The 21428-nt window shown below is 69.5% G+C and carries 16 protein-coding genes; 14 read left to right on the top strand and 2 right to left on the bottom strand.

Features of this window, described 5'->3' with window-relative positions:
* From AB1634_00045 to AB1634_00105, 13 genes are all read left to right on the top strand, one after another.
* On the top strand, positions 1-1116 hold the full coding sequence (locus AB1634_00045) for a chemotaxis response regulator protein-glutamate methylesterase (protein ID MEW6217907.1): 1116 nt from the start codon (positions 1-3) through the stop codon (positions 1114-1116).
* Positions 1113-3473, top strand: a complete 2361-nt coding sequence (locus AB1634_00050) for a chemotaxis protein CheA (protein MEW6217908.1) — start codon at positions 1113-1115, stop codon at positions 3471-3473. Before AB1634_00045 ends, AB1634_00050 begins: the two co-directional genes overlap by 4 nt.
* Before the next feature lie 3 nt (positions 3474-3476).
* Positions 3477-7892: a response regulator gene (locus AB1634_00055; GenBank protein MEW6217909.1), complete on the top strand. Its 4416-nt coding sequence runs from the start codon at positions 3477-3479 to the stop codon at positions 7890-7892.
* Positions 7893-7895: 3 nt separating this feature from the next.
* A complete protein-coding gene (locus tag AB1634_00060) occupies positions 7896-8312 on the top strand; it encodes a response regulator (GenBank protein MEW6217910.1) in 417 nt (138 codons plus the stop codon).
* Positions 8305-8796, top strand: coding sequence for a chemotaxis protein CheD (locus AB1634_00065; protein MEW6217911.1), 492 nt, complete (start codon positions 8305-8307; stop codon positions 8794-8796). The genes AB1634_00060 and AB1634_00065 overlap by 8 nt, the downstream gene beginning before the upstream one ends.
* A 14-nt stretch (positions 8797-8810) precedes the next feature.
* Positions 8811-9683 (top strand): HDOD domain-containing protein, encoded by an 873-nt coding sequence (locus AB1634_00070; protein MEW6217912.1) that lies wholly within the window; start codon positions 8811-8813, stop codon positions 9681-9683.
* A complete protein-coding gene (locus AB1634_00075) occupies positions 9680-10075 on the top strand; it encodes a response regulator (GenBank protein MEW6217913.1) in 396 nt (131 codons plus the stop codon). Before AB1634_00070 ends, AB1634_00075 begins: the two co-directional genes overlap by 4 nt.
* Positions 10065-10547, top strand: coding sequence for a chemotaxis protein CheX (locus AB1634_00080; protein MEW6217914.1), 483 nt, complete (start codon positions 10065-10067; stop codon positions 10545-10547). Before AB1634_00075 ends, AB1634_00080 begins: the two co-directional genes overlap by 11 nt.
* Before the next feature lie 137 nt (positions 10548-10684).
* Positions 10685-11209, top strand: coding sequence for a chemotaxis protein CheW (locus AB1634_00085; protein ID MEW6217915.1), 525 nt, complete (start codon positions 10685-10687; stop codon positions 11207-11209).
* 49 nt (positions 11210-11258) lie between these two features.
* Positions 11259-13481, top strand: coding sequence for a methyl-accepting chemotaxis protein (locus AB1634_00090; protein MEW6217916.1), 2223 nt, complete (start codon positions 11259-11261; stop codon positions 13479-13481).
* A gap of 146 nt (positions 13482-13627) precedes the next feature.
* Positions 13628-14011: a DUF948 domain-containing protein gene (locus AB1634_00095; protein ID MEW6217917.1), complete on the top strand. Its 384-nt coding sequence runs from the start codon at positions 13628-13630 to the stop codon at positions 14009-14011.
* Positions 14012-14066: 55 nt separating this feature from the next.
* Complete coding sequence (locus AB1634_00100) at positions 14067-14456, top strand: YtxH domain-containing protein (protein MEW6217918.1); 390 nt, start codon at positions 14067-14069, stop codon at positions 14454-14456.
* Between the two features lie 82 nt (positions 14457-14538).
* Positions 14539-15738, top strand: a complete 1200-nt coding sequence (locus AB1634_00105; protein ID MEW6217919.1) for a hypothetical protein — start codon at positions 14539-14541, stop codon at positions 15736-15738.
* Between the two features lie 916 nt (positions 15739-16654).
* On the opposite strand, the gene AB1634_00110 is transcribed toward AB1634_00105, so the two are convergent.
* On the bottom strand, positions 16655-17482 hold the full coding sequence (locus tag AB1634_00110) for an NAD(+)/NADH kinase (protein MEW6217920.1): 828 nt from the start codon (positions 17480-17482) through the stop codon (positions 16655-16657).
* Between the two features lie 12 nt (positions 17483-17494).
* Positions 17495-18319, bottom strand: a complete 825-nt coding sequence (proC, locus tag AB1634_00115) for a pyrroline-5-carboxylate reductase (GenBank protein ID MEW6217921.1) — start codon at positions 18317-18319, stop codon at positions 17495-17497.
* Positions 18320-18797: 478 nt separating this feature from the next.
* Here proC and AB1634_00120 point away from each other — a divergent pair, with 478 nt between their 5' ends.
* On the top strand, positions 18798-21419 hold the full coding sequence (locus AB1634_00120) for a hypothetical protein (GenBank protein MEW6217922.1): 2622 nt from the start codon (positions 18798-18800) through the stop codon (positions 21417-21419).
* Positions 21420-21428 lie beyond the last annotated feature (9 nt).

Below are 21428 nucleotides of genomic sequence, written 5' to 3' on the forward strand. Positions count from 1 at the left end.
ATGGCCCTGACGCCGAAGCGCCGCATCCGGGTCCTGGTGGTGGACGACTCCTCCCTGGTCCGCAGCATCCTCAGCCAGGGCCTGGCCCAGGATCCGGGCCTCGAGGTGGTGGGTGCGGCCCCGGATCCGTACGTGGCCCGGGACAAGATCGTCGAGCTCTCTCCCGATGTTCTGACCCTGGACGTGGAGATGCCCAGGATGGACGGGGTGGAGTTCCTGCGCCGGCTCATGCCCCAGCACCCCTTGCCGGTGGTCATGGTGTCGGCGCTCACCGCCCGGGGCAAGAGGATCACCCTCGAGGCCCTGGAGGCCGGGGCGGTGGATTTCGTCACCAAGCCCTCCACGGACGTGGCCCGGGGGCTGGCCGCCATGCTCCTGGAGCTGCGCACCAAGATCAAGATCGCTTCCACCGCCAACGTCAGCCACTGGAAGGGCCGGCGGACCGGGCTCGCCGCCGCCGCCCTGCCCGCCCCGGGGGCCCTGGCAGAATCCACGGACAAGGTCATCGCCATCGGCGCCTCCACCGGCGGCACCGAGGCGATCCGCCAGGTGGTCGCCGCCCTGCCCGTGGCTTGTCCCGGTGTGGTCGTTGTCCAGCACATGCCCGCCGGCTTCACCACCATGTTTGCTGACCGGTTGAGCTCCCTGTGCGCCATGGAGGTCAAGGAGGCACAAACCGGCGACCGGGTGAGGCCGGGCCGGGTGCTCATCGCCCCCGGCGACTTCCAGATGAGCGTGGTGCGCTCCGGCGGCGTCTACCAGGTGGAATGCCGGCGGGGGGAGAAGGTGTGCGGCCATTGCCCCTCGGTGGATGTGCTCATGCACTCGGTGGCGCAGCAGGTGGGTGCCAATGCCGTGGGCGTCATGCTCACCGGCATGGGCCGGGACGGCGCCGCCGGCATGCTGGCGATGCGCCAGGCCGGGGCCCGGAACATCGCCCAGGACGAGGCCTCCTCGGTGGTCTTCGGCATGCCCAGGGAGGCGTTCGAGCTGGGCGGCGCCGAGCGGCTGGTGCCCCTGGCCGACATCGCCGCCCAGGTCCTGCGCCTGGTCGCCGACTCACCCCGGCCGGCGGCCGCCGGCCGGGACCACGACCCAACCAGGAAACGGATATGACCCTGCCCCCCACAAGCGAAATGCTGGAGATCTATGCCGAGTTCGTCCTCGAATGCCGGGATCTCTTGGACCAGCTGGAGCCGGACATCCTGGCCCTGCGGGAGGTGGCCGTAAGGCCCGAGGCCATCCCTCCGGAACAGCTGGATGTCCTCAACGCCATCTTCCGCCTGTTCCATTCCATCAAGGGAGGGGCCGGCTTTCTCAACCTGACCCGGCTTGCCTCCACCGCCCATGCGGCCGAGAGCCTGTTGGATCTGGTCCGCACCGGCCAGCTCCTCCTGGCGCCGGGCCACATCGATCTTCTGTGCCGCACCTGCGACTTCATCCGCTCCGCCCTGGACCAGGTGGCCGCCGAGCTCAGTGACGAGGCCAGTGCCCCGGAGGCGGCGGCGGTGGCGGCGGATCTCCACAACGCCACTGCCCTTGCCGCACCGGCGCCACCGCCCCGGGCCACCCCGCCCCCCCCGGCCCCAGGCCCGGAGCCGGAGCCGGCCGCCCCGGAGGAGGAGACCCCTCCGGAGCTGATTCTGACCATCACCCCGGAGATGCGGCAGCGCTTCGTCCAGGAGGCAGACGAGATCCTCCAGGAGGTGGAAGGTCTGCTCCTGGACTGGAGCAAATCGCCGGCCAGGGTCGAGCTGGTCCATGAGCTCTTCCGCCGCCTCCACTCCTTCAAGGGCAACTGCGGCTTCATGGGCTACGGCGATCTGGAAAGGCTCAGCCACCGGGCCGAGACCATCCTCGATCTTGCCCGCCAGGGCCAGCTGGCCAACCAGGCCCCGATCGCTGCCACCCTCTTGAACCTCCTGGACGTATGGAAAGGGGCGGTAGCCGCCATTGCCACCGACGGCGCGGGCGAGATCATTGGGGTGGATCTCTACCTGGAGCTGCTGGACGATCTGCTGCCCGCCGGGCTGCGGCTGTCCTCCGGCAAGAAGCCCCTGGGCGCGATCCTGGTGGAACGGGGGGTGGTGACGGCCTCCGATGTGGATCTGGCCCTGGCCCGCCAGAAAGCCCCCATCGGCGAGATCCTGGTGGAGATGGGCGCCGCCACCCCGGAGCAGGTCTCCGAGGCCCTGGCGGAGCAGGCCGTGGCGCCGGCGGCCGGTCCGCCCCGCACCGAGGCGCCCCTGGCGGCCGCCATCCGGCGCCAGGACATCCGGGTGGATCTGGACAAGCTGGACAGCCTCATCAACCTCATCGGCGAGCTGGTGATCGCCGAGAACATGATCCTCCACTCCCCGGATCTCGCCGGCCTGGAGCTGGACCGCTTCAACAAGGCGGCCCAGCAGATGAGCAAGATCGTCAAAGAGCTCCAGGAGGTGGCCATGACCATCCGGATGATCCCGGTGGCCGGCCTCTTCCGCCGCATGACCCGCCTGGTTCACGATCTGTCCGGCAAATGCGGCAAGAAGGTGGATCTGGAGCTGGTGGGGGTCGAGACCGAGCTGGACAAGACGGTGATCGAGACCATCACCGATCCCCTGGTGCACCTCATCCGCAACTCCCTGGACCACGGCCTGGAGCCGCCAGAGGAGCGGCAGGCCAAAGGCAAGCCGGCCACCGGCCGGGTGACCCTGTCCGCCAGCCACGAGGAGGGGGAGGTCTGGATCACCATCGCCGACGACGGCCGGGGCCTGGACCGGAAGAAGATCCTGGCCAAGGCCGCGGCCCGGGGCCTCCTGGCCGGCGACGGCGCCGAGCTCTCCGACCGGGAGGTGGCAGGCCTCATCTTTCTGCCCGGCTTCTCCACGGCGGACCAGGTCACCGATGTCTCCGGTCGCGGGGTGGGCATGGACGTGGTCAAGCAGAATCTGACCAAGATCAACGGCAAGATCGACGTCACCTCCCAGCCCGGCCAGGGCACCCGGATCGTCCTGCGCATCCCGCTCACCATGGCCATCATCGACGGCATGCTGCTGCGGGTGGGCGCGGCCACCTACATCCTGCCCATCCTGGCCATCCGGGAGTCCTTCCGGCCGGCGGCCCAGGCCATCACCGTCTCCCCGGACGGCCAGGAGCTGGTGATGGTCCGGGAGCATCTCATCCCGGTGCTGCGCCTGCACGACCTCTATGGGGTCACCCCGGACAGCCCGCGCCTGGACGAAGGGATTCTCATCGTCCTGGAGGCCCAGGCCGCGACCATCTGCCTGTTCGTGGATGAGATCCTGGGCCAGCAGCAGACGGTGATCAAGGGCCTGTCCGGCTACATCAGCCACATGGGCAGCCTGACCGGCATCTCCGGCTGCACCATCCTGGGCAACGGCGAAGTCTGCCTGATTCTGGAGGTGGGGGCGCTCATGGAGCTTTCGGGCGCCCGCCGCGGCCTGGTGGACCGGAGGGCGCCCGGGGCCTAAGCCATGGCCGAGATCAACCTGCGCCCCCGCCTTCTGGTGCCGCTGGTGGCTGTCTTCGCCGGCATCGTTTTCCTGTCGGTCCTGGTGGCCGTCTGGCTCTGGAACCGGGAGCTCGATCGGGCGAGCGACCTGAGCCTCCATCTGGTCACCCACGACTTCGCCCAGACGGTGGCCGAGGAGGAGCAGCTGCTGGACGCCCTTGCCGCTGCCATCATGGCCAACGGGCCGGTACGCCAGGCCTTCCTGAGCCGGGATCGGGGCCAGCTCCTGGCCCTGGTCGAAGACCTGTACCGCGAGCTGGCCCGGGCCAAGGGGATTGCCCACCTGGTCTTCCACGATCCCGAGGGCCGAGCCTTTCTGCGGGTCCAGCGACCGGATCTCTTCGGGGACGCCGCCGCCCGGCCGACCCTGGCAGCGGCCCGCCAGGCCGCTGGCCACAGCCTGGGCCTGGAGCTGGACCAGGACGGAGACGTCACCCTGTGCCTCGTCCGGCCCTGGCTCCACAACGGCGAGCTGCTGGACTTTGTCGAGCTGGGCCTCGGCTTGGCCGCGCTCCTGGAGCATCTTGGCGCCTATGTCCATTTCCTCGCCAGCACCCGGGTCTATCTGGTGCTGGACAAGGCAGAACTGGCCGGCCTGCCAGGGGCGGCCCGGCAGCGGCTGGCCCCCCGGGCCGGGGACTGGGAGCGGCTGCCCGGCTCGCTCCTGCTGGGCTCCGAGAGCGCCGACCTGCCGGCTCCCATCCTGGGGCTCCTCGCCGCCCGGCCGGAGCCGGGCGCCGGCTACCAGCGCCGCACCGCCGGCGCCCGCCTGTTTGCGGCCAGCGTCCAGCCGCTGCCCCCCATGGTCCTGCCCAGCTCGGCCCGGCTGGCGGCGCTCACCGATCTGACGGCGATCAACCGGCATTTCCAGCGCCTGGCACTGCTCCTCGCTTTGGCCGGCGCGGCAGGCCTCGCCTTCCTGATCTTCCTCTTCTCCCGCCACCTGCGGCGGACGGAAGAAAGCCTGCGGGAGTCCCGCCAGGCCCTGGTGGCGGAGGCCGCCCAACGGGAGGCCATCCACGAGCAGCACATCCGGGAGCTGCAAGAGACCCAGGACTTTCTGCAGACGGTGATCGACACCATCGGCGACAGCATCACGGTCATCGACCGCCAGTATCGCATCCTGATGGCCAACCGCGCCGCCCGGCTGGCGGCCGCCTCCCTGGATCCGGTGGCTGACCGCCTCACCTGCCACCAGGTCTCGCACCACCGGGACAGCCCTTGCGACGCCGGGGAGCATCCCTGCCCGGTGCGGCTGGTGGCAGCTTCCGGCGAGCCGGCCTTCACCACCCACGTCCATCTCGATGCCGCCGGCAACGAGCGGATCGTCCAGGTCACGGCCTGGCCCCTGCGCAACCCTGAAGGGGAGATCGACCGCTTCATCGAGACCGGCCACGACATCACCGACCTGGTCCTGGCCCAGGGGCGGCTTGCCACTGTCTCCCGCGCCCTGGACCAGAGCCCGGCGGCCGCCCTGATCACCGACCGGCAGGGTGTCATCCAGTACGCCAACCACTGCTTCTACCTCCTCGCCGGCCTGCCTGAAGACTCCCTGACCGGAAGACTCGTCCAGGACCTGCCGGCAACGGGCCTGGGAACGGATGAGCGCCAGCAGCTGGTGGCCGCCCTCGCCAGCGGCCGGACCTGGCAGGGGGCGGTCCTGCACCGCCGGCCGGACGGCGACCTCCTGTGGATCGCGGCCAACGCCTCGCCGATCCGGGATGACCAGGGCCGGACCAGCCATTATGTGGGTCTGTTCGAGAACATCACCGAGCGCAAGCTGGCCGAGGAGGGCCTGCAGCGGGAGGCGGCGGTGAATGCCGCCCTGGTGGCCCTGGCCAGAAGCCTCCTGGCCTCGGACAGCCTGGATGACGTGGCCAGCCTCACCCTGGCCAAGGCCCAGTCCCTGACCGGGAGCGCCATTGGCTATGTGGGCCACATCGATCCGGCCACCGGCAATCTGGTCTCCACCATGCTGTCCCGGGAGGTGTGGGACCGGTGTCAGGTGCCAGGGGACTACCGGGAGGGCCAGCCGGTGGTGTTCCACCAGTGGGGAGGGCTGTGGGGCTGGGTGCTCCAGAACAGAACCTCGGTCCTCACCAACGAGGTGGCTGTCGATCCCCGCTCCCGGGGGGTGCCGGAGGGCCACCTGCCGATCCAGCGCTTCCTGTCGGTGCCCGCCATGATCGGCCGCACCCTGGTGGGCCAGATCGCCCTGGCCAATGCCGAGCGGGAATACACCACCCAGGACCTCAAGGTCGTGTCCGGGCTGGCCGCCCTCTACGCCCTGGCCGTGCAGCGGCAGCGGGCGGACCGGGAGCTGCTCCGGGCCAAGGAGCGGGCCGAGGCCGCCAGCCGGGCCAAGGACGAGTTTCTCGCCAACATGAGCCACGAGATCCGCACCCCCTTGAACGGCGTCCTGGGCATGACCGAGCTGGTCCTGGACACCCAGCTGGACAAGCTGCAGCGCCGCTACCTGACCATGGCCAAGACCTCTGCCTACAGCCTGCTGGGGGTGATCAACGACATCCTCGACCTGTCCAAGATCGAGGCCGGCCGCCTGGAGGTCGAGGCCATCCCCTTCGACCTGCCGGCCCTGGTGGACGAGGTGGTAACGGCCCAGGCCCTGGCGGCCCACGACAAGGGCCTGGAGCTCAACCGCCGCCTGGCGCCCGGGGTGCCGGCTCAGGTGGTGGGCGACCCCACCCGGCTGCGCCAGATCCTGGTCAACCTCATCGGCAATGCCATCAAGTTCACGGCCGCCGGCGAGGTGACCCTGGAGGTGCTGCCGGATCAGGGACCGGCCACGGCCCCGGTGCCGCGGCTCTCCTTCCAGGTCCGGGACACCGGCATCGGCATCCCGGCCGACAAGCTCGATCGGCTGTTCAAGCCCTTCTCCCAGGTGGACGGGTCGTTTACCCGCCAGTTCGGAGGCACCGGCCTGGGCCTGGCCATCTCCCGGAAGCTGGTGGCCATGATGGGTGGCGACATCGGTGTCCATTCCCAGGTCGGCCAGGGCTCCACCTTCCTTTTCGAGCTGCCGCTCCGGCTGCCGGACCGGCTGGTGTCGCCGGCCCCACCCGCGCTCACCCAGACCGGGGTGGAGCCTCCGGCCCTGGCTGGGGTCAAGGTGCTGGTCGCAGCCGACAACCGGACCAGCCGGCAGATCCTGGCCGAAACCCTGGCCGCCTGGGGCATGGACGTGGGGGTGGCGGGCTCCGGCGAGGAGCTCTTGGCGCGGCTGCACTCGGCCACCGCCGAGAGGCCCTTTGCCGTCGCCCTGGTGGATCTGGGGCTCAAGGACCTGGATGGCTTTGCGGTCACCGCGGCGGTCACGGGCGACCATGCCTTGGCCGCCACCCGGATCATCCTCATGACCTCGGCCGGCTTCCGGGGCGACGCCGCCCGCTGCCGCGCGGCCGGCGCCAGTGGCTACCTCACCAAGCCGATCCGGGACCGGGAGCTGGCCGCAGCCATCGACCGCTGCCTGGCCGACCGGGGCGAGGCCGGCCTGGTGACCCGGCACGATCTCGCGCCCAGGGAGGAGGGGCCAGCCCCAGCCCAGCTGCCCCTTTTGCAGGGCCGGGTTCTCCTGGCCGAGGACAACCTGGTGAACCGGGAGCTGGCCTGCGACCTCCTGGCCCGGCGTGGCCTGTCGGTCACCACCGCCGCCACCGGCCGCGAGGCGCTGGCCGCGTGGCAGCAGGAGGATTTCGATCTGGTGCTCATGGATGTGCAGATGCCGGAGATGGATGGCCTGGCGGCCACCGCCGCCATCCGCCAGCTGGAGCGCGCCACCAGCCGCCACGTGCCGATCGTCGCCATGACCGCTGCCGCCATGGCCGAGGACCAACAACGGTGCCTTGATGCCGGCATGGACGACTACCTGACCAAGCCCGTGAGCCTGGAGGCCTTCCAGGCCATTCTCGACCGCTACCTGAGCCGCGGGCCGGGACCGCTGCCGGCAACCGGCACCGGGAGCCAGCCTCCGGCGGGGGCCGGGGCATCGCCTCCCGCGGATCTGACCGTCCTGACCGCCACCTTGAACGGCAACGTGGAGATCCTGGGCCGCCTGGTGGCCCATGTTCAAGCCGAAAGCCCGCAGCGCCTGGCTGCCATTGCCGCCGCCATCGGGGCGGGTGATGCTGCCACCCTGGCCCGGGAGGCCCACACCCTGAAGGGCATGATCGGCAACTTTGGCGCCCCGGCGGCCCATGAGCTGGCCCGGCAGCTGGAGATGCTGGGCCGTGCAGGAAGCCTGGCCGAGGCGCCGGCAGTCCTGTCCCGGCTCGACCGGGAGCTGCAGCGGCTGGACCAGTACCTGACCGAATGGACCAGGCAACGGGCGCTTGCCAACCCCTCTCATGCGAGGAGCTGACCCATGCGGATCCTGATCGCCGAAGATGACTTCGTCAGCCGTGCCGTGCTCCAGGAGATGCTGGCCCCTTTCGGTGTCTGCCACAGCGCCGTGGACGGCCGCGAGGCCGTAGCCGCCTTTGCGGCCGCCCTGGACCGGGGGGAGCCCTACGACCTGGTCTGTCTGGACATCATGATGCCCGGCCTGGACGGCCAGGAGGCGCTGCGGGAGATCCGGCGTCTGGAGGCCCAGCGGGGGATCGGCGGCCGGGCCCTGGTCAAGGTGGTCATGACCACGGCCCTGGACGACGCCAAGAACATCATGCAGGCCTTCATGCAGGGCCACTGCGAGGGCTATCTGGTGAAGCCCATCGACCGCAAGCGGCTCCGGGACGAGCTGGCCCGTCTGGGCCTCATCCCCCCAGGAGCGGCCGGTGGCTGACACCATCGTCATCGGGGTCGGCGAGCTGGCCGCTTCCCGCACCCCGGGCACGGTGCTCAAGACCTTTGCCCTGGGCTCCTGCGTGGCGGTGGTGCTGCTGGACCCCCGCACCCGCAGCGTCGGCATGGTGCACGTGGCCCTGCCCAGTTCCGACATCAGCCCGGAGCGGGTCCAGGATCGACCCGGCTACTTCGCCGACACCGGCATTCCGGCCCTCGTGCAGGCGATGCGGGGCGTTGGCGCCGCCGGCCTGCCGGCGGGCCTGATTGTGAAGCTGGCCGGCGGGGCCAACGTGCTCGACCCCAACAACACCTTCAATATCGGCAAGCGCAACATCCTGGCGGTGAAGAAGATCCTGTGGGGCTTCGGCATGGGGCCCCGCGCCGAGGATGTGGGCGGGCACATCAGCCGCACCGTGTCGGTGGCCGTCGACACCGGCGCCGTCATCCTGAGCTCCCATGCCAAAGGGGAGTGGCGACTGTGAACGGAGGCGAAAGGGTGGACGAGATCCTGGCCGCGGTACGCCGGGTGCCGCTTTTGTCGGTGCAGGCCGGCCAGCTGCTCAAGGTCACTGGCGATCCGCGCCACGCCCCCCGGGATGTGCTCCGGATCATCGAGACCGACGCCATCCTCACCGCCCAGGTGCTCCGGGTGGTCAACTCGGCGGCCTTTGGCCGGCCGGCCGCGGTGACCAGCGTCGAGCGGGCCCTGGCCCTGGTCGGGGAGAGCCTGGTGGTGGGCATCGCCCTGTCCAAGGCGGCAGACTCGGTCTTTGCCAGCCCCCTGACCGGCTACCAGGGCCAGCGGGGCGATCTGTGGCGCCACGACCTCTTCACCGCCCTGGCGGCCCGATCCCTGGCCAGCCACACGACAGAAGCAGTCGACCCGGACCTGGCCTTCACCGCCGGCCTGCTGCACGACATCGGCAAGGCGGTGCTGTCCGATTTCCTTACCGCGGCAGGACCCGAGGTCCTGGCCGGCCTGGCTGCGCTTTCGGGCCAGCCGGCCCCGGACTTCTGCGCCCTGGAGGCCGCGGCTACCGGCGTGAGCCACAGCGCGGTCGGCCAGGATCTGGCCGGCCACTGGCAGCTGCCCGAGCCGCTGCCCTCGGTGATCGGCGGCCACCACCGGCCGGCTGCGGCCGCCCCCGGAATCCGCACCCTGGCCTACACCGTGCACCTGGCCGACCAACTGGCCATGATGGCCGGCATCGGCACCGGGGCCGACAGCCTCCACTATCCCCTGGATCCGGAGTATCCCCGGCATGTCCGGTTGTCGGCCCAGGAGCTCTCCCAGCTGTTTCTGGCTATCCAGGAGGAGTACCGGGCCATCGCCGCCTCGCTCCGGCCCGGCCAAGGAGACCTGCCATGATGCGGATCGCCATTGTCGACGATTCGGCCACCGCCCGCATGTTTGTTCGCCGCTGCCTGGCGATCATCGGCTTGGCAGAGGCGGAATTCGTCGAGCTGGCCAACGGCCAGGAGGCCCTGGCCTGCATCCGCGAGCTGCCGGTGGATCTTCTGGTCACCGACCTGACCATGCCGCTCATGGACGGCGAGACCCTGCTCAAATGGATGAAGGCCAACCCGAAGCTGTGCTCCGTGCCGGTCCTGGTCATCACCTCGGCGGGCAATCCGGCCAAAGAGGCGGAGTTGACCGCCCGGGGCGCCCTGGCGGTCCTGGCCAAGCCCATCACCCCAGCCGGCCTTATGAAGGCCTTGGCCCACCTCGTACCGGCAACGGAGGACGATCATGGCCCCTGAATGCGCCTCCTGGCAGGAAGGGATGATCCAGGCGGTCACCGCCACCATCGAGAACCTGGCCTTCACCGAGGTGCTGCCGCAAGCCCCCGGCGAGGCGCCGCCGCCGGCCGCCGACTGGCCCTGGACCCGCCTGCCGGTGCGGGAGCCGGCGGCCGGCGAGCTTTGCCTGGCCATGAGCCCGGATCTTCTGGCCGGCCTGGCCGCCACGGTCTACGGTCCGGTCATGGGCGAGATCGGACCGGCCCAGGAGAACGATCTCTTGGCCGAGATCCTCAACACCATCGCCGGCCGCTTTCTGGCCGACATCCTGCCCCCGGGCGAGGTCTTCCGCCTCGGCCTGCCGGAAGCCGGCAGCGGCCCCCCGGCCCTGCCAGGGCCCCCGGCCTGCACCTGCCACTTTGTGGCCGAGGATGAGCCGTTTGCGGTCACCGTGGCCGGCGCAGCGCTCCTGGCCCTGCGGCAGACCGGATAGCTCCGCAGGGGGCCGTGGTCGGGTCGGGCGCGTCCGACAGGTGCGCCGGGTCAGACCGGTCAGACCCGGGCCTTCCCTTGACGACCAAATGGCCAAGCCCATTCCCGAACCGCGGTTCAACTTCAGGAGGAGAAACGATGGCCAAAGACAAACAGGCAGTGGGGTTGGACGACGATCTCTATGACGAGGACGAGGAGGATACCCAGAAAGACAAATACCTCACCTTCCACCTGGCCGGCGAGGACTACGGCATCGAGATCCGGTACGTCACCGAGATCATCGGCATCCAGCGCATCACCGAGCTGCCGGACATGCCGGACTTTGTCAAGGGGGTGATCAACCTCCGGGGCAAGGTGATCCCGGTCATGGATGTACGCACCCGCTTCCGCCTGGCCACCCGGCCATACGACGACCGCACCTGCATCATCGTCGTCAACATCAACGACACCACGGTCGGCCTGGTGGTGGACGAGGTGCGGGAGGTGGCCGACATCCCGGCCGAGCAGGTGGAGCCGCCGCCCCGCACGAGCAAAGGCGCCGGCAGCCGGTTCATCCAGGGCATGGGCAAGATGGGCCAGGAGGTGAAGATCCTCCTGGACGTCAACAAGCTGCTCTACGAAGAGGAGCTGGCCCAGATCAGCGCCGCCACGGAAGCCGCCTGAGGCCTGGCGCCTCCGGGACCGTCATTCCTTCGACAAGGAGACCTGAGCGATGCAGATGAAGCTTGGCATGAAGATCGGTCTGGGATTTGGCGCCCTGGTGCTCATCGCGGGCATCCTCGGCGGGGTGGCCATTGTCCAGATGGGCAGCGTCGACAACCTGGTCGACCAGATCCAGAACGAGTATGTGCCGGAGGTGGAAGAGGCCAACGACATCGAGCGCACCTCCCGGGCCGCGATGTACGCCATGCGGGGCTACGGCTTCACCGATGACGAGGCCTTTCTCAAGGAGGCCCGGGAGTCCCTGGCCGAGCTGCACAAGCACATCGGCGATGCCGGTGAGCTGGTGACCGGAGCCGTGCATCTCGTCAAGCTCAAGAGCCAGCTGGAGCGGATCGAGGGCAGCCTCAAGGAGTACGAGGGACTGGTCCAGGAGACGGTCGCCGCCAACGACAGGATGACCGAAGAGCGGGCCCGGATGGGCACCGTTGCCAAGGCCTTCATGGACGGCTGCTACGACTTTCTGACCAACCAGAACGAGAAGATGGCCAAGGACATCAGCGAGGGCAAGGAGCACGCCAAGCTCCTGGAGCGGCTGGACAAGATCACCTGGGTCAACGACATCATCGATCTCGGCAACGGCGTGCGGCTGGCCAACTGGCAGAGCCAGGCCACCCGCCAGCTCAAGGGCATCGAGGAGGCCATGACTGCCTTCCCCAGGATCGAGGAGAAGCTGGCCGCCCTGGCCCCGATCACCCGCTCCGCCGAGAACATCCAGCAGCTGAAAGAGGTCCGCGCCGCGGCCGAGCAGTACCGCCAGGCAATGACCAGCCTGATGGCCACCTGGAAGGCCCTGGACAGCCTGGGCCAGAAGCGCAACGAGGCGGCGGCCAGGGTGCTGGAGGCCGCCGAGGCCATGGCTCTGGCGGGGATGGAAGGCACCACCGGCAAGACCGACGAGGCGGTCGCATCCCTGGCCAGCGCCACCACCACCCTCTACGTTGGCCTCCTCATCGCCCTGGTGGTGGGAATTGCTGTGGCCTTCTTCATCACCAGCTCCATCACCCGGCCCATTGCCAAGGTGGTGAAGATGATCGCCGAGATGGAAAAGGGCCATCTCGACGACCGGCTGCGCCTGGAGCGGGGCGACGAGATCGGCCAGATGGCGGCCACCATGGACGCCTTTGCCGACTCCCTGCAAAAAGAGGTGGTGGATGCCATGCAGAAGCTGGCCGCCGGCGACCTCACCTTCCAGATCCAGCCCAAGGACGACCGGGACGCCCTGCGGGGCGCCCTCAGGAAGACCGGCGACGACCTCAACCAGATCATGGGCCACATCGCGGTCACCGGCGAGCAGGTCAGCTCGGCGGCGGGCCAGGTGTCCAACGCCTCCCAGGCCCTGTCCCAGGGCGCCACCGAGCAGGCCTCTTCCCTGGAGGAGATCACCAGCTCCATGACCGAGATGGGCTCCCAGACCAAGCAAAACGCCGAGAACGCCAACCAGGCCAACCAGCTGTCCAGCCAGGCCCGGGACGCCGCCGAGCGGGGCAACCATCAGATGCAGGAGATGGTGCAGGCCATGGGCGCGATCAGCGAGGCTGGCCGCAACATCTCGAAGATCATCAAGGTGATCGACGAGATCGCCTTCCAGACCAATCTGCTGGCCTTGAACGCGGCGGTGGAGGCGGCCCGGGCCGGCCGCCACGGCAAGGGCTTTGCCGTAGTGGCCGAGGAGGTGAGGAATCTCGCCGCCCGCTCGGCCAAGGCAGCCCGGGAGACCGCCGAGCTTATCGAGGGCTCGGTGGCCAAGACCGAAAACGGCACCCGCATCGCCAACGACACCGCCCAGGCACTCAACGAGATCGTGAGCGGGGTCACCAAGGTGGCCGACCTGGTGGGTGAGATCGCCGCCGCCTCCAACGAGCAGGCCCAGGGCATCTCCCAGATCAACGAGGGCCTGGGCCAGATCGACGAGGTCACCCAGCAGAACACCGCCAACGCCGAGGAGTCCGCCTCCGCTGCCGAGGAGCTGTCCAGCCAGGCCAACCAGCTCCGGGAGCTCTTGCGGCGCTTCCGGCTGCGCACCGAGGCCGGGGCCGGCATGCTGGCCGCCGGCATGACCGCCGCCCCGGCCATGGCCAGCGGCGGCGGCACCGGCTGGGGCAGCACCCCGGCCCGGGCCGCCCACGCCCTGCCCGGCCCCCGCAAGGCTGGCAAGGCCGTCAAGCCCAGCGAGGTGATCGCCCTGGACGACAAGGAATTCGGCCGCTACTGATCCCCTGCGCTGATGATCTGGCAGGCTGCCGGCCCTCGCCGCCGCCCGCCTGCCCCTCCCGCGCCCCGCCCCGAAAAGCCTTGAACCCCGGCCGATCTGTCAGGTAGATTGCCGCTGGGTCCACCAATGGCCCCGGAGGCGGCTCCATGACTGTCAGCGACTTCTTCTTGGGCATCCTGGCCCTGTCCGGACTGGCGTTGGCCATCGCCGCCGTCCCCGCCTTTTTGCGCCTGGGCCGGGCGGCCGGGGCGGTGGAGCGGCTGGCCAGTCGCCTGAGCCAGGACCTTCTTCCCCTGGGCCAGCGCCTGGCCAGCCTGGACCACGAGATCCACGACCTGGCCGGTCGCTGCCGCCAGGGTCTGGACAAGACCGACCAACTGTTGGGCCGGGCTACCGCCACCGCCGACCGCCTGGAGCGCACCAGCGCCGTGCTCCTGAACGCCCTGGCTGCGGTCGCACCCCAGGTCGGGGGCCTGGTGGCCGGCTGGCGCGCCTTTGCCGCCGCGCTCCGCCGGGGCAAAGACCGCTGAGCCACCCTGGCGCCGCCAGCCCCTTTCCCCCTCCTTCCCCTTGCCGGAGGTTGCCATGTCCGTGTCTTCTTCCCATCGCTCCAGCCGCTTTCCCTGGTTCGTCGCCGGCGCCGCCCTGGGGGCTGGCCTGGCCCTTTTGCTGGCCCCGGCCACCGGCCGCGAGACCCGGCAACGCCTGGCCCGCCTGCGGGACGAGCTGGCCGACAAGGCCTGCGATCTGCATCAGGATCTGTGCCGCTGCGGGGAGGATCTTCTGTCCCGCAGCAAAGAGACCTTGGCCCAGAGCGAGGAGGTCAAGGCCCGGGGCCAGGAGCTGGTGGCCCAGGGCCGGGAATATCTGGACGAGAAGAAGCGGACCCTGGCCTCCGCCATCGAGGCCGGCCGGGAGGCCATGGCCCGGGAAAAGGAGGCCCTGGCCGCCTCGCTGGAACAGGGTGAGGAGTAGGCCGCCTACCGCCGGGGCCTTCTCGGGGTCGGGGTCGCTATCGGAATCGGGATCGGATCTTGAGTATCAGAGCTGGCGGCAGATGAAAATCCACGAGATCTGGTTTCAGGGCTACAAGGCCTATGGTGGGGATGGCACGGACGCTCAGTTCCAACGTCTGCGGCTCGCCCCCTTGACGCTTGTGCTCGGCAAGAACAACAGCGGCAAGAGCGCGGCCATCCGTCTGCCACGCCTCCTCCTTGGAGGTCTGGAGTGCGATGACGGCAGGGTGTTGCCCGTCGAGGTCCGCGGCATGCGCTACGGAAGCGGTTTCCTTGATTTGGTCCACGGCGGCGCCTTCTTTCGACGCCCTGTGTTTCGAATCCTTGCCTCCCATGGGGACCTGCCCCTTGACCTGACAGTCACTCTCTTCAGCCGCAGCGCTCTCGCCGCTGACGAGCCCCCCCAGGTGTGGTCGTATCAGATGCACGCCCCAGAGAGCCTTGACATGGCTGGACCGGGTGAAGCCCATGGAACGGGAACGATCTTCAAGGGCCTCCTGCCCCCGCGTGCCCGGTGGAATACCTGGCGGAAGGCAGCAGGGGCCGTGCTCGGCGAAATGATCCATCTTGGCCCCACCCGCGCTTCGGTGCTGTCTGCCTATGCCAATGAGCAGGTATTGGGCCGACTCGGCCTCCGTGGTGTTGAAGCTCCCCAGTTGTTGCGCCAGGATGGTGAGCTGGCTGACCAGGTGGGCTCCTGGTTCTCCGCGCACATGGATGGCTGGCGTTTGTTGCTAAAAAAGGACCCGGACAGCTTCAGCCTGGGCCTCCGCCGCAGCAGCACCCTGGAGACCAATCTGGCCCAGGGGGGAGAAGGCGTCCAACAGGTGCTGCCGGTGGTCGTCCATCAGCTGTGGCGCCAGCGACATGCCTCCATGCCATTCTTGGATGTCGTCGAGCAGCCTGAGCTGCACCTCCATGCCGCGGCACAAGCCCCTCTCGCCGACCTGTTCATCGACACAGCCATCATGGGGCCCGGCCAACTGCTCGTGGAGACCAGCTCCGAGCCCATCCTTCTGCGGGTGCAGCGTCGGGTGGCCGAAGGCAAGATTCGCCCTGAGCAGGTGGCGCTCTATTTTGTCGAGATGACGGACGAGGGCAGCCAGCTCAAAGCGGTCGGCCTCACCGCTGACGGTGAGGTCGATTGGTGGCCTTCAGGGGTATTCGAGGAAGACTTCGTCGAGGTCGCCGCTATCCGCCGGGCGCAACGTGCACGCAGTGGGCACGGGGACCATCCGTGAGGTTCATCCTGGCAGCGACCGCCCTGAATGGCGATGATGAGCTGCTTGGGCTCATTGATCGCCTGGTCGACCGGATAGCCGAGGAGGTCCACCGTGTGGAAGTCCCGGATGCTGACCTGCTTGAGACCTCGCAATGGTACAACTCCGCCCGGATGGTACGGCGCAAGATTCTGACCAAAGCGGTGGCGGTCCCTCCCCGAAAGCAGCCGCCATCCAGGGGTCCGCACGCGGCGGCCGTCCAGGTCCGGAATATCACCGAGGCGCGGGTCGCGGACAAGCTGGCCCATGCTCCCTTGCTGGTGCTGGTCGAGGATCGGGAGGCGGATGGAGTGCTGCTGGAGATCCTGGTGGAAGAGCTCGGGTCCCCGGAGACCCAAGCTTTGTGGCAACGAGGGCAGACGGTTACCCCCCGGGCCATCCCGACTGCGGGCGCTGGTGTGCGTACTGCTGGCGAGAGAGCCCTTGAGGCCAGACGGGTCTCCGCTGGGCCTGGATGGTGCCGCCAGCCTGCTGCTGCAGCGCGGGCCGGGGGCAATGGCCACCGTGTGCGCCTCCGTCAGCGACGGCGATCTCCGCCGGAGTCCTGCCAACCGGATTCTCGATGTTGACCCAGCCCGCTCTGGGCAGGCCAAAAACTGGCTTCTGAACCTGGATCCCCGGGTCCAAAACCGGGTTCTGGAAAGCCACGCCATCGAGCCGGACTCCCTCCCCCTTCTGGAGGCCGGTGACCATGACGGCTTCTTGAAACGGCGCTTGGCCTTCCTGTCGCATTTGGAACGGAACTTTATGGCGCAGGTGTCCGTCTCCCCCCCTGAATCCAGCCAGCCTGCGCCCTCACCCGTCGATGCCGAGGATGATGACCTTTTCGCCCCCCTGGACTGACGAGACCATGCACCTGGGGAGGGCAGGGGCGTCTTCAGCTGGCGGCGGCGGGCCGGCCGCCCCAGTTGAGCTTGCCCCGGAGGATCTCAAAGTAGGTCAGACTGGGTGAGCCGATGAGCTGCAAGGGCCGGGGGGAGGCCTGGATCTCCAGGCGATCCTCTTCCCCCATGGACCAGGCGAAGCGGCCGTCGACGATCACCCGTACGTCCTGGGCCGGCCCGGCCATGCGGGTGACCAGCCGGACGCCGGGCGGCAGGAGCAGGGGCCGGCTTTCCAGCATGAAGGGGCAGATGGGGGTGACGACGATGCTGTCGAAGCCGGGATGGACGATGGGGCCGCCGGCGGACAGGTTGTAGGCGGTGGAGCCGGTGGGGGTCGCGAAGATCAGGCCGTCGGCCTTGTAGGTGGTGAGATACTCGTCGTCGGACCAGGTGGACAGACTGACCAGCCGGTCCACATGGGCCTTGCTGATGGCCACCTCGTTGAGGGCGGTCTGCCAGCCGGTGGTGGCAGCGGTCGAGGACAGGCGGGCCTGGAGCATCATCCGTTTCCGGATCGTTGCCCGGCCGGCCAGAATCTGCTCCAGAACGTCGTAGACCTCGCCTGCCCCCACCTCGGTCAGGAAGCCCAGGCCGCCGAGGTTGATGCCCACCACCGGGATATCCAGCTGGCTGGCCATCCCTGCGGCGTGGAGCAGGGTGCCATCTCCCCCCAGGATGACCAGAAGATCGGTGTCGGCCGGGATCCGATCCACGGCCACCGACAGCCCGCGCCGCCGCAGCCAATCGGCCAGCTCGGCTGCCAGCTGGCGTGGCTCCGGCGCCCCCTTCTTGGTGATAATGCCAATGGACGAGACGGCCATGGGGCCAGGTCTTCAGACGCCGGCGGCCAGGTGGCTCCCCAGCTCCCGGGAGCGGTCGGTGGCTGCCGCCACCGCGTCCATGAGCAGGCCGGCCAGGCCGGCCCTCTCCATCACCGCCAGGCCGGCCATGGTGGTGCCGCCCGGCGAGGTGACCATGTCCCGCAACGCCGCGGGGTGCTGGCCTGTCTCGGCCAGAAGCCTGGTGCTGCCGGTTACCGTCTGCAGCACCAGGGTGCGGGCTACCTCCCTCGGCAGTCCCTCCCGCACCCCGGCATCGATCAGGGCCTCGATGATGCGGAGCACATAGGCGGGTCCTGAGCCGGACAGCCCGGTGACCGCATCCATGAGGCGCTCCTCCACCACCACCGCCTGCCCCACCGCCCGGAACAGGGTGAGCACGGTGGAGAGATCCTCCTCGGAGGCCGAACGCCCGGCGGCCACGGCCGAGGCGCCGCTCAGCACCAGGGCCGGGGTGTTGGGCATGACCCGCACCAGACGGCAGCCACAGCCGGCCAGGCACTGCTCCAGATAGGCGATGGGGATGCCGGCGGCGATGGAGATCACCAGATGGCGACCGGACAGGCCCGAGGCCAGCCCGGCCAACACCGGAGCCATCACTTGCGGCTTCACGGCCAGGACAATAATCCCGGCCCAGTCCAGGATGGCCCGGCCGTCCGCAGCCACCGATACCCCGAAATCCCGGGCCAGGATCTCCCGGCGCTCCAGATCCGGATCCGCCACCAGGATCTGGTCCTTGGCCTTGAGATTGGCGGTGAGGATGCCCCGGATCAGGGCGCTGGCCATGCGGCCTCCGCCCACAAAACCGATGGTGTCCATGTCTGTCTCCCTCCCTTGGCTCGGGACAGCGGCAGCCGCCCCTGTTTGGTATCCCTTTTACCACGCCGCCGATGGGTCTGCCAGTCCCGGAGGCCCGCCCTCCTGGCTCCCAGCACGACCGCCAGCCCGTGAAATGGGTTCACCAAAAAGGCAGCCTGGTGGAAGAAGAGTCTGTCTTGTTGCCAAGACAGACATCTTCTACCCTGGAAACATGGCCAGGAATGCGGGGAGAGAGGCCCGGCTTCTGCCCGGTACGATCGACGTCCGCGGCTGCTGGGACCACGTGGTTCCCTTCGTCCTGGGGAGCTGGTCCCGACGCCAGCAGCTGGCCCCCATCCGGGCGCCCTTTCGGGCCTGGGGACCGCCCCCTGCCCGCCACCCGGGGGGTCCCGTCGGCAGTCGACGGGACTCCCCGGGAAATAACAACCCCCGGCCGCACCGTTTGCGCCGTGCTCAAGCCTGAGACGAGGGCATGCCCATGAAGGCCTTCTGGTTTCCACTCCCGCTGGTTGTCCTCCTTGGCCTTGCTTGTCTGCTGCCGCCGGTCGCGGCTGGCGCCGACTACCAGCGCCTGGGCCGGCTGGTGGTGGCCATGCCCACCGCCCTGGCGGTGGACGGCGACGAGAATCTCTATGTGGTGGAGGCCGACCCCGGCCGCCTCACCGTCTACGGCCGGGACGGCAGCCGGCTGCGGGTCCTGTCCGGACTGGCCCGGCCGAGCAGCGTCGCGGTGGCGCCGGACGGCAGCATCCTGGTCGGCGCCAGCGGCACCGAGAGCGTCACCGTCTATTCCCCCGAGCTTGCGCCCCAGCGCCAGCTCGGCCAGGGCGCTGGCGAGGTCAAGCGGCCCCTGGCCATCGCCGTGGCCGCCAGCGGCCGCATCTTCGTCGCCGACGCGCTGGCCGGAAGAATCCTGGTCTATGCCCCGGGCGGCAGCCGGCTGCTGGTGTTCGGCAGCCCGGGCAGCGGCGACGGCCAGCTCAGCTACCCCACCGCCATCACCATCGACGAGGCCCGCCAGGAGATCATCGTCGCCGATCTGCCCCTGGTCAGCTCCCCCATGGGGAACCACCAGGGCGCCCGGCTGCAGGTGTTCGACAACCAGGGGCGCTTCCTGCGCCGCCTGGGCAGCTTCGGCGTCGGCACCGGCCAGTTGGTCAAGCCGGTGGGCCTGGCCATGGCCGGGGACGGTGACCTCCTGGTGGTGGATGCCTACCAGAACGTGGTGCAGCTGTTCGATGCCCTGGGCATGGGCCAGGGCGCGGTGTTCGATCCGGCCCTGCCCCTGGCCACCCCCCTCGATATCGGCGTCGGGCCCCGGTCCGGCCGCCTCTTCGTGGCCGATGCCGAAGGGGTGCAGGTGTTCGGCCTGCCGGGCAGCGTCCACACCGTCACCGCCACCGCGGTGGGCGGCGGCAGCCTGATGCCGGCGGGCGCCATCACGGTGCTGGACGGCGACGACCAGCCCTTCCTGCTGACCGCGGACGAGGGCCATGCCATCGCCAGCCTGGAGCTGGACGGCGTGCCGGTGGCCGGCGTCACCGGCCTGGCGGCCTCTTGCTACACCCTGCCGGCGGTGCGGGCCGACCACGCCCTGACCGCCACCTTCGCCCCCCGGCTCTACCAGGTGGCGGCGGTGGCCCTTGGCCACGGTCGGCTGAGCCCGGCCGGCGTCCTGCCGGTGGCCCACGGCGGCGAGCTGAACTTCACCATCAGCCCCGATCCTGGCTACAAGGTGGCGGCCCTTTTGGTGGACGGCGTCGATCAGGGGCCGGTCAGCAGCTACCGCCTGGCCGACATCGTCGCCGACCACTCCGTGGAGGCGACCTTTGTGCCCCTGTCCACCGTGGTCATCCGGGCCAGCGCCGGCGACCACGGCCGCATCACCCCGGCGGGCACGGTGAGCGTCACCGAGGGCGGCGACCAGGCCTTCGCCATCGTTGCCGACCCGGGCTACGCCATCGCCGACGTGGTGGTGGACGGCGTCTCGCAAGGTGCCCGGGACCGCTATCTCTTTGCCGATCTCCGGGAGGACCACGTCATCGAGGCCTCCTTCCTGGCCACCGTCGTCTGGCAGGAGCTGACCGTCAGCGTCGAGGGCGAGGGCACGGTGGCCAGCCAGCTCTGGGGCATCGACTGCCCCACCGACTGCGTGGCGGAGTTCGCCCAGGGCAGCGCCGTGGCCCTCACCGCCAGCCCGGCAGCCGGCCAGCTCTTCGCTGGCTGGAGTGGCGACTGTACGGGCGGTGCGCCAACCTGTGTCCTGACCATGACCGGCCGGCGGGCCGCCGGCGCCCATTTCCTGCCCGCCCTGCGCAGCGAGACCTTCGAGTCCGGGGACTGGCGGACCTTCCCGTGGCTCACCGGCGGCGCCGCCCCCTGGCTGCTCCAGGAGCAGGGGCCGCACCGGGGCCGCTATGCCGCCCAGGCGCCGACGGGGCTGGAGCCGCATGCCATGGCCTATCTCGAGGTCCGGCTGCAGATGCTGGAGCCCGGTCCCCTTTCCTTCTGGCTGCGGATGACGGACGCCACCGGCAGCGACCAGCTGCGCCTCCTGGTGGACGGGGTGGAGAAGGGGGCCTGGTCCGGGGATCAGGACTGGCGGCAGGCCCAGATTGCGCTGGCCGCTGGCAGCCATCTCTGCCGCTGGGAGTACCGGCGGGCGGGCGGGGCCGAGACGGCCAGCGCCTGGCTGGACGACATCGTCTTCCCAGTGCTGGCGCCCCTGCCGGCGCCGCTGCCGGATCTCAAGGCCAACGACAGCGACGGCCCGCTGGTGCTGCGCCGGGGCGAGCCCCTGCGGCTCTCCTACGGCCTGGCGGCCGGCGAGGCCCTGGGCCAGGGCTCCGACTGGGTGCTGGCCCTCCGCTCCCCCTGGGGCTGGTTCTTCTACGACCAGGCCCGGCAGCTCTGGAGCCAACGGGCGGCCTTCAGCTACCAGGGGCCGCTCACCGACCGCCATGCCCACACGCCACTCCTCCAGACCACCGGCCTGCCGCCAGGGGGCTATGTCTTCTACTTCCTGGTGGACACCACCATGAACAGCCGGATGGACGAGGATCTGGTCCTGGATACCGTGGTGGTCAAGGTGGGCAAATAGGATGCCGTG

It is taken from the genome of Thermodesulfobacteriota bacterium, from assembly GCA_040755095.1.
GTDB lineage: Bacteria > Desulfobacterota > Desulfobulbia > Desulfobulbales > JBFMBH01 > JBFMBH01.

Coding starts and splice junctions, on each gene's coding strand:
- AB1634_00045 (MEW6217907.1), top strand. CDS start 1: ATGGCCCTGACGCCGAAGCGCCGCATCCGGGTCCTGGTGGTGGACGAC.
- AB1634_00050 (MEW6217908.1), top strand. CDS start 1,113: ATGACCCTGCCCCCCACAAGCGAAATGCTGGAGATCTATGCCGAGTTC.
- AB1634_00055 (MEW6217909.1), top strand. CDS start 3,477: ATGGCCGAGATCAACCTGCGCCCCCGCCTTCTGGTGCCGCTGGTGGCT.
- AB1634_00060 (MEW6217910.1), top strand. CDS start 7,896: ATGCGGATCCTGATCGCCGAAGATGACTTCGTCAGCCGTGCCGTGCTC.
- AB1634_00075 (MEW6217913.1), top strand. CDS start 9,680: ATGATGCGGATCGCCATTGTCGACGATTCGGCCACCGCCCGCATGTTT.
- AB1634_00080 (MEW6217914.1), top strand. CDS start 10,065: ATGGCCCCTGAATGCGCCTCCTGGCAGGAAGGGATGATCCAGGCGGTC.
- AB1634_00085 (MEW6217915.1), top strand. CDS start 10,685: ATGGCCAAAGACAAACAGGCAGTGGGGTTGGACGACGATCTCTATGAC.
- AB1634_00090 (MEW6217916.1), top strand. CDS start 11,259: ATGCAGATGAAGCTTGGCATGAAGATCGGTCTGGGATTTGGCGCCCTG.
- AB1634_00095 (MEW6217917.1), top strand. CDS start 13,628: ATGACTGTCAGCGACTTCTTCTTGGGCATCCTGGCCCTGTCCGGACTG.
- AB1634_00100 (MEW6217918.1), top strand. CDS start 14,067: ATGTCCGTGTCTTCTTCCCATCGCTCCAGCCGCTTTCCCTGGTTCGTC.
- AB1634_00105 (MEW6217919.1), top strand. CDS start 14,539: ATGAAAATCCACGAGATCTGGTTTCAGGGCTACAAGGCCTATGGTGGG.
- AB1634_00110 (MEW6217920.1), bottom strand. CDS start 17,482: ATGGCCGTCTCGTCCATTGGCATTATCACCAAGAAGGGGGCGCCGGAG.
- proC (MEW6217921.1), bottom strand. CDS start 18,319: ATGGACACCATCGGTTTTGTGGGCGGAGGCCGCATGGCCAGCGCCCTG.
- AB1634_00120 (MEW6217922.1), top strand. CDS start 18,798: ATGAAGGCCTTCTGGTTTCCACTCCCGCTGGTTGTCCTCCTTGGCCTT.